The sequence below is a fragment of the Streptococcus sp. CF8-6 genome (assembly GCF_024295845.1).
Lineage (GTDB): Bacteria > Bacillota > Bacilli > Lactobacillales > Streptococcaceae > Streptococcus > Streptococcus oralis_BO.
The window spans coordinates 198,593-210,209 of record NZ_JANCOF010000002.1; the positions used below are offsets into that span (position 1 = coordinate 198,593).

Genomic DNA, 11,617 nt, shown 5'->3' on the forward strand with positions numbered 1-11,617 from the left:
AATATAGATTAAGGAGGTCACAGATTGAAACGAAAAAGCATATCTAAAGTCATGAGACAAAAAGTTTTGGATAAATACGGTGGTCACTGTGCTTATTGTGGCAAGGTTTTGGACTTGAAAACTTTGAGAGTGGATCATCTACACCCTCACTATTTAGGTGGAGAAGATAGTTTTGAAAACTATATGCCAGCGTGCTATCAATGTAATTTCTACAAATCTACTCTTCTGTTAGATGAATTCAGAGAGCAGATGTCTACCTTGCACGAGAGAATCAGTAAGCCGTTCATAGCAAGACTTGGTTTAGATTATGGAATTATTAAAATTGAACCGTTCGACGGAACGTTTTATTTTGAGGAGGAACACGAGAAGTGAAACGATTTATCGCAATATGGATATTATTATCTGCAGGATTGAATGTCTGGCAGAGTATCCAGATTAAGAAATTAGAAGAAAAACGCCCAATTATCGTCTATAAAGCAGATAATCAAGGCGCAGAAATCAAAGGCAGAGTCGTCCACAAGGAGCAGATTGGCGAACTCTACACGATCACAATACAGAACTACGGCATTTTCGTAGTCACGCAAACAAGCTACAAATCATTGAGGATTGGAGACGAGGTGAGATTATGAAACCTAAAAAATATCCGTATTCAGGAAGAAGAAAAAAACAAGAAACGCCGTCGCCAATATTTTCTGCACGACCAATTTTTAAAGAAGTTCCAATTGTAGAAGAAGTTAAGGTTGAGTTCAAAGTTGAAGCCAGTACAGGGCGTATATATCCAGAAACGATAATACATTTAGATATTTCTGGATATGGAAATAGAGTACATTCAGTGCATCGCTTCCCTGGTATCTTACTGAGTGTCGGTGAGTCAATCCAACTAAAGATACTCTTTTATAAAAAACTTAGAGATTTTACTACAGATCGTTTCTTGACGTTTAGGGAATCTGATTGGAAGTTCTTTATCCGTGACCTGGTCAATGAATTTGCGCATTAGAAAATTATTGAGGAGAAAAAATGAAACCAGAAAAAATTGACAATGTAAACAAGCCAAGCCATTACCAAGGCTCAAAAGGTCTTGAAAGTATTGAAGTGATTGACAATTTTATTGGCAAATTGCCAGGCAAGGCAGCATGGTGCTGGGGGAATGCTATCAAGTATCTATTGCGCTTCCAAAAGAAGAACGGTCTTGAGGATTTGAAAAAAGCACGCAAAAATCTTGATTGGCTTATCGAGGAGATGGAATATGAGAATAAAAACATCAAATGATTCTATTATCAACGTTGATAGCGTGAAACGTAGCATCACAATTGAAGGAGTTGAGTTTGGTTCAGATTGTAGTGCTTTGGTATCTAAGAACAAAGACGGGACAGGAACAATCACTCTGATATTTGAAGGAAAAATTATTTGAAATAGAAATGAGGTGAGAGATGCCTTTTTTTCCAGAAATCAACGAAGCCAAAACTAAAGAAAATGCCAAGAAAATTTTAAAAGGATATCCTCGATGGCGTCGTGTGGCCAATGATCAAAATGGTCAAAAGGTGACGACTACATACTCTTTCATGCCTCGCAATCCAGGAAGCGACACGACTAGTCAGGTTGAGAAGCTTGCTATCAGAAAAGTAGATGCAGAAATGGAGTTAGATGCGATTGAGCAGGCAGTCAGCGAGCTACATGATCCATATTACCGCAGAATCATATATGAAAAGTATATGGTTTGGCATCGAAAAAAAGATGAGACGATATACAACGAACTTTCAATCTCAGAGAGCTCATATTATGAGATTCTTGATAAAGCTTTATTGGCATTTGCAGAACTCTATCGAAACGGTGAACAGGTTTCGATTATGGAGTAAATGCGGAGTAAGTCGGGAGTAAATATATAATTTTTTGTGCTAAAATTATATTATGAAATATTTGTAAAAGACAGGCACACCCTGTCTTTTTGTCTGGTTTGGAGGTGATATCGTGAAAAAAGTAGAACCTATTCGTGAACTTGATGACATTGAACGGATGAAAGACTTTTTGAAATCAAAGAGTGAGCGAAACTATGTCCTAATCATGTGCGGTCTGTATTCTGGAATGCGCATCAGCGATATCATACCTCTTCAAGTCAAGCAAGTGACAGGCGATAGGATAGAAGTCATTGAGAAGAAAACAGGAAAGGTTAAGCGATTCGCTATCAATCCAGAGTTAAGAAAAGCTCTAAATCATTACATAAAAGCAAATGATCTACAAGGATACGATTATCTGTTTCCAAGCAAAAAGAAAGTTAGGACAGACGGTGTGCGGATCGCTCACATCGGAAGAGTTGCAGCTTACCAGATTTTAAAACAAGCAGCTGAACATGTTGGCTTGAAGAACATTGGAACACACTCCATGAGAAAGTCGTTTGGGTATCATCATTATAGACGAAATCAAAACGTAGCGATTTTGATGGAATTGTTTAATCATTCATCACCAGATATTACTCTGGATTATATTGGTATTAAACAAGATGAATTGGATGATTCGATGATGAATTTTAGTTATTAAAAACCTATTTATTTAACACATTGAAAAAATGTAAATTAGTTTTTAATAAAATAGTTGTAATCACTTGATATACTTGACTTTTGAGAATGTTAGTTTTATTTAACAGAATATAAGATATGTTAAATATACGAGGGTGTGAGAAGCTAAAAAAACTCCCCCCCTGCATCATAAAATTTAGCCCCTACCAACTAAAAAGAAAGGCCCCTCCCTAGATGAATACCCCCAAGGAAAGACCGGACCGGAGCGGTCCTCACAGAGTTGCTTTTGAAAAGAATAAAAATATCATTCTCAAAACAAGAAATACTTGTGGGATTTGTGGACTCCCTGTCGATAAATCATTGAAGTACCCACATCCTCTATCTCCGGTAATTGACCATATCATTCCAATCAATCGAAACGGTCACCCATCAGATATTCAAAACTTGCAGCTAGCCCACTGGCAATGCAACAGACAGAAGTCTGATAAACTGTATGCTGACGATAGATCAGCCAATGCTACTGTTGTAGGTAACAGGAACTTGCCACAGTCCAGGGACTGGACTAGGTATAGAGCTTGATAGTTCAATTAAGAAATAAAGAAACCTTTTTGCAAAAAAGAAAAACAAAAAAATATTTAAAACTTGAAAAAATAATAGATATGTGTGAAGTAAGTCCTAGCTGAGGATAGGGGGGTATCCCCCCTCCCACTAGGCGCTCGCGAGCTTCACGCCGTCACTGTACATTTTTTCTCGCGCCAAATCATCACAATGAAAGGAGAACGATTTGGAATTAAGAGGGATTGAGTATCTTAGGAGAAAGTTGAATCTCTATCGGAGTAGAGTCAATCTGAGATACAAGCATTATGCAATGCAGCATTATGAAGCACCTACAGGAATCACAATTCCTGCACATATCAGGGCAAAGTACCAAGCTGTCCTTGGTTGGGCTGCAAAGGGAGTTGATAGTCTTGCAGATCGTTTGATTTTCAGGGCATTTGCTAACGATGATTTTAACGTCACAGAAATTTTTGATCGTAACAATCCTGACATCTTTTTTGATAGTGCTATTTTAGCTGCACTGATTGGTTCATGTAGTTTCGTCTACATTTCGAAGGGTGAAGATGATGAGGTGAGGTTGCAAGTCATTGAATCGAGTAATGCAACTGGTGTCATTGATCCTATCACTGGCTTGCTTGTGGAAGGTTATGCGGTGTTGGCTCGTGATGATTACAATCGTCCAACGCTTGAAGCCTACTTCGAGCCTAATGCTACTCACTTCATTCCGAAAGATGGGGAGCCTTACTCGGTTACGAATGAGACGGGTATTCCTTTGCTGGTTCCGGTCATTCATCGTCCTGATGCGGTCCGTCCGTTTGGTCGGTCTCGTATTACCAGGGCAGGGATGTATTATCAGAAATACGCTAAGCGAACTTTAGAGCGAGCTGATATTACGGCAGAGTTCTATTCGTGGCCACAGAAATACATTCTTGGACTTGATCCTGATGCGGAACCTATGGAGAAATGGAAAGCTACTGTATCAAGCTTGTTGACGATTTCTTCAAGTGATAAAGGCGAGAAGCCAAGCGTTGGACAGTTTACTACCGCTAGCATGTCACCTTTTACTGAACAGCTGAGAACTGCTGCTGCTGGATTTGCTGGGGAAATGGGCTTGACCTTGGATGACCTTGGTTTTGTTTCAGATAATCCATCATCTGTGGAAGCCATTAAGGCTAGTCACGAAAATCTTCGTCTTGCTGGTCGGAAGGCTCAGCGGTCGCTAGGTGCTGGATTGTTAAATGTCGCTTATGTTGCAGCTTGCTTGCGTGATGAGTTCCGTTATGCAAGAAGTCAGTTTGTAAGAACAACAGTTAAGTGGGAGCCTTTGTTTGAAGCTGATGCGAATACCATGACTATGATTGGTGATGGTGTTGTCAAATTAAATCAGGCATTACCTGGTTACATCAACGCAGAAACCATTCGAGACCTTACTGGTATCGCTGGAGACATGTCTGCTAAGCCAGCAATCAGCGAGGTAGTGACAGATGGAACATGATATTTTACCTAGCCTCTTGAAAGAGGTTCAAGAGAGATTTGAGCAAGATTTTGGTAAGAGCGAGATTGTCAGGAATGCTTTTGCTACATTGAAGGCGAAAAAAGCTACTTACAAAACAGCAAATGAGTTCGCGATTGAAATTGGTGAGATTCTCTCTAAGGTTCTAGGAGCTTCTCTAAGCGCCGATAAATTACCGGACGGAAAAATGTATTACAATATCGCTCAGCGTTTGCTGACGGACGTGCTAGGACGAAATCACGAGCTTGTAAGTGGTTATGCTAGTGATGTTCAGAAGAATTTGAACGATAAAGCGAAAATCGGTCTGAAAGTTCAAGTTCCTGAATTAAATCTGGATCGAATAGCTGGCATAGTCAATCGCTTTTCGTCTGAGGAGAATTTTGAGGATGTCAGTTGGTTGCTTGGTGAACCTATTGTGAACTTCACCCAATCAATCATTGATGATAGTATTCGTAAGAATGCGGAGTTTCATGCTAAAACGGGATTGGTACCGACGATTAGTAGGCAGTCTACTGGACGTTGTTGCAAATGGTGTGATAGTTTAGTAGGAAATTACATATATGGTGAAGAACCAGCGAATTTCTACAGAAGACATCAGCATTGTACTTGTGTAATTGATTATCATCCTAAAAACGGGAAACGTCAGAATTCTTGGACTAAAAAATTCAGCAAGGATAGTTCAAACGAGCTAGAAATTCGTAAGCAAATGAATATTGATGTGCGTGATAATAATCGCAAAGCAGATATTCAGGAATACAAGAAAATAGTTGATGTTTTAGGAGTTCAAAATGCCCCTATTTCACTAGCAAAGTTTCAGGATTTGAAGTATAATGGTGGTGAGGGATATCAAGAACTAAAAGACCGTGTTCGTTGGTCTCAGGCTAGCTTTCCTACTGAAAAATCTTTCAACGGGCATTTCAGAAAGCATAGTGAAGAATTTGGTAATATTACACAATCGCAGTATCTTGAACTAGGGAGAACACTTTTAGGTGAACCTATTGGAGATAATGTACTTGGTTATGATACGGAATACCGACGTGTAAGATATGATTTAGAAAAAAACATATTTGCATTGGGTGATAACAAAAGGGGACGTGTTACAACGATCCTAAAACCAGAGGAAGGAGTGAATTATTTTGAGCAAGATTGGAAAAGGCAACTTGGTGATGATCAATGATGAAGAGTATGTACATTGTCCGGTCTGCGGAACATTGACTGCTGTTTATGACATTTGTGATCATTGTAATTGGCAAAATACGGGTGAAACCAACATTGATGGAGGTCCAAACAAGATGACCTTAACAGAAGCTAAGCAAGCTTATGTTATGGGTGAACCGATTAAATAAAAGCACTTAACTGAAGTTGAAGTTAGGTGCTTTTATTATGCTTTGAAAGGAGTCAGAAAATGAAGTACAGAAAGAAACCTGTTGTGGTTGAGGCAGTTCTTTGGAACGGGAATAACTATAAAGAAGTAATTGACTTTGCAGAAAATAAGATTTGGTTTGATGCACTTGGGAATATATGCATTGATACACTTGAAGGTGATATGATAGCCAAAAAAGGGGATTATATTATCAAAGGAGTTCAAGGTGAATTTTATCCATGCAAACCAGATATTTTTGCAGAAACTTACGAAGAAGTAGAGTATCTGAATATTTTAGCTAGTATCTAGGAGGTGATCCAATATCTCCCAGCGATAGGGTTATCATGCGATGACGATTGAAAGGAAATTAGAATGGCGAGGAAGAAGAAACTTGGCAATCAGAATCCTACTCAATCGGTGATTTTAAAATACGTCAAGAAAAATTCAAAAGCTAAAGAAGCGATTGAACTTTACGAACGGACTGGTCTTTCTTGCTATGCTTGGCAGAAGAATCTTTTATTACCTATGATGGCTGTTGACAAGAACGGTCTTTGGGTGCATCAGAAGTTTGGTTACTCTATTCCTCGTCGTAATGGGAAATCTGAACTCCTATATATAGGTGAAATTTGGGGGCTACATGAGGGATTGAATATCCTACATACGGCTCACCGGATTTCTACGTCACATGCCTCTTTTGAAAAGGTTAAACGATACCTCGAAAAAATGGGTTATGTAGATGGTGAGGATTTTAATTCCATTCGGGCGAAGGGTCAAGAAAGAATCGAGCTGTATTCGACAGGTGGTGTTATCCAATTCCGTACTAGGACATCAAATGGTGGTCTTGGTGAAGGTTTTGATATGCTGATCATTGACGAGGCTCAGGAGTACACGACTGAGCAAGAATCTGCTTTGAAATACACGGTTACGGATAGTGAGAACCCTATCACAATCATGTGTGGGACACCTCCAACACCAGTATCAAGTGGTACGGTCTTTACTAAGTACCGTGAGACTTGTCTTTTCGGGAAAGGGAAGTATTCAGGATGGGCTGAGTGGTCGGTTTCTGATGAAAAGGAAATTGACGATGTGGAAGCCTGGTATAATTCCAATCCATCCATGGGCTATCACTTAAATGAGCGTAAGATTGAAGCAGAGCTTGGTGAGGATAAGCTGGACCATAATATTCAACGTTTGGGATTTTGGCCGACTTACAACCAGAAATCTGCTATTTCTGAAACTGAGTGGAATGAGCTCAAGGTGGACGATATTCCAGAATTGTCTGGCAAGCTGTCTGTTGGTATCAAGTATGGCCAAGATGGAACGAATGTGGCATTGAGTATTGCTGCACGAACCAAGGATGGACGTTTCTTTATCGAGACAGTCGATTGTCAATCCGTTCGTAATGGGAATGAGTGGATGGTTGCTTTCCTGCGTCAATCAGACGTGGCTCAAATTGTCATCGATGGCGCAAGTGGGCAAAAGATACTGGACGAAGAGTTGAAGGACTACAGAATCAAGAATGTGATTCTTCCGACGGTGAAAGAAATCATCGTGGCCAACGCTCTTTGGGAACAGGGAATTTACCAGAAAACCATCTGTCACGCTGGCCAGCCATCGCTATCAAAAGTAGCCACTAACTGCGATAAGCGGAATATTGGTTCGAATGGTGGTTTTGGATATCGATCGCACTTTGACGATATGGATATTTCTTTGATGGATAGTGCATTGCTTGCGCACTGGGCTTGTGCTACGACTAAGCCTAAGAAAAAGCAAAAAATCAGTTATTAAAATAAGCGGTTTTGTGACTGCTTTTTTTGATGCCCAAAATTACCGAACTGCCGGGAAAGCAGGAGAAAGGAGACATGAGAATGTCAGAATTTAAACCAATCACAACACAAGAAGAATTTGATGCTGCTATTAAGGATCGTTTATCTCGTGAGAAAGCGAAGTATAGTGACTATGACCAGCTCAAATCTCGAGTTACAGAATTGGAAACAGAAAATGTCGGCTTGAAGTCAACAATCGAAGCTAACAATCAAAGTAAGGCGGATGCTGACAAGCAACTTGAAGAAATGCAGAATCAAATCGCTGGTTATGAGACGGCTAGTCTGCGAACTCGAGTAGCTTTGCAACATGGACTGCCTTACGACCTTGCAGATCGTTTGCAGGGAACTGATGAAGAAAGCTTGAAAGCTGATGCAGAGCGCTTAGCTGGGTTTATGAAACCAGTAAGTAAAATTGCACCAGTAAAATCAACTGAACCAATTGTCCCTAAAGAGGATGATGACAGAGCTATGGTTAGAAACTTGGTTCAAAATTTAAATATCGAAGATTAAAGGAGAAAAAATATGTCAGAAGCTCAACTTTCAAAAGGAAATCTATTTGATCCAGAACTTGTAACAAAGGTAATCAACAAGGTGAAGGGTCATTCGTCAATCGCTAAGCTATGCCCTCAAAAACCAATTCCGTTTAATGGACAAAAGGAGTTCATTTTCGATTTCGATTCTGATATCGATATTGTAGCAGAAAATGGCAAAAAGACTCATGGTGGTGTAAGCCTCGAACCTGTAACTATTGTGCCGCTCAAAGTTGAATACGGTGCCCGTGTATCTGATGAATTTTTACATGCTTCTGAAGAAGCAAAAGTTGATATGCTCACTGATTTTGTTGAAGGTTTTTCTAAAAAATTAGCTCGTGGTCTTGATATCATGAGTATTCATGGTATTAATCCACGAACAAAACAAGACTCTACTATTATTGGTGATAATTGCTTTGACAAAAAAGTTACTCAAACAGTACCTTTCAAAGATACTAACCCAGATGAAAGCATGGAAGATGCTGTTGGTATGATTGATGGATCAGAACGCGACATCACTGGAGCAATTTTGGACCCTATTTTTACCACTGCACTCTCTAAAATGAAAAATGCTGAAGGTGGGAAATTGTATCCTGAATTGGCATGGGGTGGTGTACCTGAAGCAATCAATGGTTTGACAGTGGATAAAAACCGTACTGTATCCTACTCACAAACAGATCCTAAAAACACAGCAATCGTTGGAGACTTCGAAACTATGTTCAAATGGGGATATGCAAAAGAAGTTCCAATGGAAATCATCAAGTATGGTGATCCTGACAATAGCGGTCGCGACCTTAAAGGGTATAACCAGATTTATATCCGTTGCGAAGCATACATTGGATGGGGCATCATGGATGCTGCTAGTTTCGCTCGTATCGTGAAAACGGGAGGTTAATCATGGCTGAGTATGTAAACCAAAAGACAGGAGCAACAATCAACACTAACACAGAAATTTCTGGGGGTGATTGGGTTCCAATTGCAGCATACAAACCTTTGGACTCATTGACCAACGCAGCATTGAAAGAAATCCTTGATGAAAAAGGGATTACTTATGATAGCCGCTCCACAAAAACTGAATTGATTTCGCTGATTGAACAAGCGGACACTGAAGTCCAGTAGTCGCTTGACTGGAGGTAGAAATGGAAAACTTTGCAACAGTCGAAGATTTGAAAAAATTGTGGCGAGCGTTGAAATTCGATGAGGAAAAACGAGCCGAAGCGCTGTTGGAAGTTGTTTCTCATTCTCTTCGCGTTGAAGCTAAAAAAGTTGGCAAAGATTTAGATGGGTTAGTGGCTACTGATCCATCTTTTGCCATAGTAGTCAAGTCTGTAACCGTGGATGTGGTCGCTCGCACCTTGATGACCTCAACGGATCAGGAACCAATGACTCAAATGGCTGAGTCTGCTCTTGGATATTCCTTCAGTGGTTCTTATCTAGTCCCTGGTGGAGGTCTTTTCATCAAGGACTCTGAATTAAAACGTTTGGGTCTCAAAAAACAAAGATATGGGGTGATTGATATCTATGGGACGGATTAAAGGAATTACTGTAACGTTGATTGGAAAAACTAAGACTGGAAAGGATGACTTTGGGCATCCTATCTATGAGAATACTGAAATCCAAGTAGATAATGTCCTGGTTGTTCCAGCTTCGACAGAAGATGTCACTACTCAGCTTAGTTTGACTGGGAAGAAGGCTTCTTATACGCTAGGAATCCCAAAAGGCGATCAGAACGAGTGGAAAGACCGTGAGGTTCGTTTCTTTGGGCGCAAATGGAGCACGATTGGCATTCCTTTGGAAGGCATTGAAGCCATGCTGCCTCTGGACTGGAACAAGAAAGTGATGGTTGAAGCGTATGAGTAATTTCAAAGTCAATCTTATCGGTGCGGGTGTAGGAGCCCTTTTGAAATCCAAAGAGATTCAGGACATTCTGAACAAAGAAGCGACAGTCATTAAAAAAAGATGTGGCCCTGGTTATGAACAAGATAGCCACGTTGGTAAGACAAGGGCAAATGCTATGATTTATCCAGCAACGCGAAAAGCGAAGAGGGATAATTTGAAAAATAACACGTTGTTGAAGGCGGTGCATTAGATGATTGAAATTATTATCAAGAAATATCTTGACGGTCATTTAGATGTACCGTCATTTTTTGAGCATGAAGCTGAAGCTCCCGATAGCTTTGTCATTATTCAAAAGACAGGTGGAAAGGAGCGAAATCATTCTGGTAGTGCGACCTTTGCTTTTCAAAGCTATGGCCCAACTATGCAGAAGGCTGCAGAGCTTAATGTGAAAGTGAAAAGTGCTGTGAAGGGATTGATTGAATTAGATTCAATCTGTGGTGTCCACCTGAACAGCGATTACAATTTTACGGACACTGAAACGAAACAATATCGATATCAAGCTGTATTTGATATTAATTATTTTTAAAAGGAGAAAATAAATGGCAACAGAAGCAAATGTTACGACTGCAAGACCTAAAATCGGAGGTGCGGTTTATTCTGCACCTCTTGGAACGGCACTGCCGACAGACGCAACAACAAAGTTAGATCAGGCGTTTGAAGCACTAGGTTATATTTCAGATGACGGTATGACCAACAGTAACTCGCCAGAGTCAGAAAATATCAAAGCTTGGGGCGGCGTCGTTGTAAGCTCAGTTCAAAAGGAAAAAACAGACACATTCAAATATATGCTTATTGAAGCATTGAATCTACACGTTTTGAAGGAAGTTTATGGACCAGATAATGTATCTGGGGATTTGTCATCAGGAATTACGATCAAGGCAAACTCAAAAGAATTGCCACATCACTGTCTGGTAATCGAAACAGTTCTAAAAGGTGGTGTACTTAAACGTATTGTTATTCCTTCAGGAAAAGTAACTGCCATCGATGAAATCACTTATAACGATGGAAGTGTTCTCGGATATGGTACGACAGTCACTGCCTTTCCTAACGCTGCTGACGACACACACTATGAATACATCAAAGGAGCTTAATCATGTCAAAACAAAATCGTAAAAAGAAGAATAAAGGAGCTGCGCCACAAATTAAAACAATCCGTGGGGTGACTTCGACCGGATTTGCTTTTGAAATCACAAAAGAGCGCTTGGAAAACTATGAGTTGCTCGAAGCAATCGCTGAAGTAGATACAAATCCGGCAGTTTTACCAAAAGTGGTCAAACTTATGCTTGGTGACAAATCAGAAGATTTGAAAAACCATGTGCGGACTGCGGATGACATTGTTCCTTTGGATAAAATGGGAGCAGAAATTAGTGAGATTTTCACAAGTCAGAACCAGTTAAAAAAATAGCGCTCCTTGC

Annotated in this window: 22 protein-coding genes; all 22 read left to right on the forward strand. The window is 40.0% G+C overall.

The genetic code is table 11. The features are described from left to right. Positions 1–24: 24 nt before the first annotated feature. The 22 genes from NML69_RS04605 to NML69_RS04710 all read left to right on the forward strand — a co-directional run bounded on the left by NML69_RS04605 (position 25) and on the right by NML69_RS04710 (position 11,607). Positions 25–372: an HNH endonuclease gene (locus NML69_RS04605; RefSeq protein WP_254725458.1), complete on the forward strand. Its 348-nt coding sequence runs from the start codon at positions 25–27 to the stop codon at positions 370–372. Then, the gene (locus NML69_RS04610; RefSeq protein ID WP_254725459.1) at positions 369–629 is read left to right on the forward strand and encodes a DUF1372 family protein; all 261 of its coding nucleotides are present in this window, start codon (positions 369–371) and stop codon (positions 627–629) included. The genes NML69_RS04605 and NML69_RS04610 overlap by 4 nt, the downstream gene beginning before the upstream one ends. Continuing rightward, the gene (locus tag NML69_RS04615; RefSeq protein ID WP_254725460.1) at positions 626–997 is read left to right on the forward strand and encodes a hypothetical protein; all 372 of its coding nucleotides are present in this window, start codon (positions 626–628) and stop codon (positions 995–997) included. The genes NML69_RS04610 and NML69_RS04615 overlap by 4 nt, the downstream gene beginning before the upstream one ends. A 20-nt stretch (positions 998–1,017) precedes the next feature. Then, positions 1,018–1,269, forward strand: coding sequence for a DUF3310 domain-containing protein (locus NML69_RS04620; protein ID WP_015971724.1), 252 nt, complete (start codon positions 1,018–1,020; stop codon positions 1,267–1,269). Then, complete coding sequence (locus NML69_RS04625; protein ID WP_015971725.1) at positions 1,247–1,411, forward strand: hypothetical protein; 165 nt, start codon at positions 1,247–1,249, stop codon at positions 1,409–1,411. The genes NML69_RS04620 and NML69_RS04625 overlap by 23 nt, the downstream gene beginning before the upstream one ends. Positions 1,412–1,430: 19 nt before the next feature. After that, entirely contained in the window at positions 1,431–1,856 is a 426-nt protein-coding gene (locus tag NML69_RS04630; RefSeq protein WP_015971726.1) for an ArpU family phage packaging/lysis transcriptional regulator, read from the forward strand. A gap of 112 nt (positions 1,857–1,968) precedes the next feature. After that, positions 1,969–2,535, forward strand: a complete 567-nt coding sequence (locus NML69_RS04635; protein WP_015971727.1) for a site-specific integrase — start codon at positions 1,969–1,971, stop codon at positions 2,533–2,535. A gap of 212 nt (positions 2,536–2,747) precedes the next feature. After that, positions 2,748–3,092 (forward strand): HNH endonuclease signature motif containing protein, encoded by a 345-nt coding sequence (locus NML69_RS04640; protein ID WP_015971728.1) that lies wholly within the window; start codon positions 2,748–2,750, stop codon positions 3,090–3,092. Positions 3,093–3,297: 205 nt separating this feature from the next. Continuing rightward, entirely contained in the window at positions 3,298–4,566 is a 1,269-nt protein-coding gene (locus NML69_RS04645) for a hypothetical protein (protein ID WP_254725461.1), read from the forward strand. Beyond that, a complete protein-coding gene (locus NML69_RS04650) occupies positions 4,556–5,761 on the forward strand; it encodes a hypothetical protein (RefSeq protein ID WP_254725462.1) in 1,206 nt (401 codons plus the stop codon). Before NML69_RS04645 ends, NML69_RS04650 begins: the two co-directional genes overlap by 11 nt. Beyond that, positions 5,751–5,930: a CPCC family cysteine-rich protein gene (locus NML69_RS04655; protein ID WP_254725526.1), complete on the forward strand. Its 180-nt coding sequence runs from the start codon at positions 5,751–5,753 to the stop codon at positions 5,928–5,930. Before NML69_RS04650 ends, NML69_RS04655 begins: the two co-directional genes overlap by 11 nt. A 59-nt stretch (positions 5,931–5,989) precedes the next feature. Beyond that, entirely contained in the window at positions 5,990–6,256 is a 267-nt protein-coding gene (locus tag NML69_RS04660) for a hypothetical protein (RefSeq protein ID WP_254725463.1), read from the forward strand. A gap of 63 nt (positions 6,257–6,319) precedes the next feature. After that, on the forward strand, positions 6,320–7,735 hold the full coding sequence (locus NML69_RS04665) for a phage terminase family protein (protein WP_254725464.1): 1,416 nt from the start codon (positions 6,320–6,322) through the stop codon (positions 7,733–7,735). Between the two features lie 80 nt (positions 7,736–7,815). Beyond that, positions 7,816–8,283 carry a DUF4355 domain-containing protein gene (locus NML69_RS04670; RefSeq protein WP_254725465.1) on the forward strand — a complete coding sequence of 156 codons (468 nt, stop codon included), beginning with the start codon at positions 7,816–7,818 and terminating at the stop codon, positions 8,281–8,283. Between the two features lie 12 nt (positions 8,284–8,295). Further along, positions 8,296–9,198, forward strand: a complete 903-nt coding sequence (locus NML69_RS04675) for a phage major capsid protein (RefSeq protein WP_254725466.1) — start codon at positions 8,296–8,298, stop codon at positions 9,196–9,198. Positions 9,199–9,200: 2 nt separating this feature from the next. Next, positions 9,201–9,422 carry a HeH/LEM domain-containing protein gene (locus tag NML69_RS04680; RefSeq protein WP_015971736.1) on the forward strand — a complete coding sequence of 74 codons (222 nt, stop codon included), beginning with the start codon at positions 9,201–9,203 and terminating at the stop codon, positions 9,420–9,422. Positions 9,423–9,442: 20 nt separating this feature from the next. Continuing rightward, the gene (locus NML69_RS04685) at positions 9,443–9,838 is read left to right on the forward strand and encodes a phage Gp19/Gp15/Gp42 family protein (protein ID WP_254725467.1); all 396 of its coding nucleotides are present in this window, start codon (positions 9,443–9,445) and stop codon (positions 9,836–9,838) included. After that, complete coding sequence (locus tag NML69_RS04690; protein ID WP_254725468.1) at positions 9,825–10,163, forward strand: hypothetical protein; 339 nt, start codon at positions 9,825–9,827, stop codon at positions 10,161–10,163. The genes NML69_RS04685 and NML69_RS04690 overlap by 14 nt, the downstream gene beginning before the upstream one ends. Continuing rightward, positions 10,156–10,392 (forward strand): hypothetical protein, encoded by a 237-nt coding sequence (locus NML69_RS04695; RefSeq protein WP_254725469.1) that lies wholly within the window; start codon positions 10,156–10,158, stop codon positions 10,390–10,392. Before NML69_RS04690 ends, NML69_RS04695 begins: the two co-directional genes overlap by 8 nt. Further along, positions 10,393–10,728, forward strand: coding sequence for a hypothetical protein (locus tag NML69_RS04700; protein WP_061418860.1), 336 nt, complete (start codon positions 10,393–10,395; stop codon positions 10,726–10,728). Positions 10,729–10,741: 13 nt separating this feature from the next. Continuing rightward, positions 10,742–11,293, forward strand: coding sequence for a phage tail protein (locus NML69_RS04705; RefSeq protein ID WP_254725470.1), 552 nt, complete (start codon positions 10,742–10,744; stop codon positions 11,291–11,293). A 50-nt stretch (positions 11,294–11,343) separates the two neighbouring features. Beyond that, complete coding sequence (locus NML69_RS04710) at positions 11,344–11,607, forward strand: hypothetical protein (protein WP_368406879.1); 264 nt, start codon at positions 11,344–11,346, stop codon at positions 11,605–11,607. Positions 11,608–11,617 lie beyond the last annotated feature (10 nt).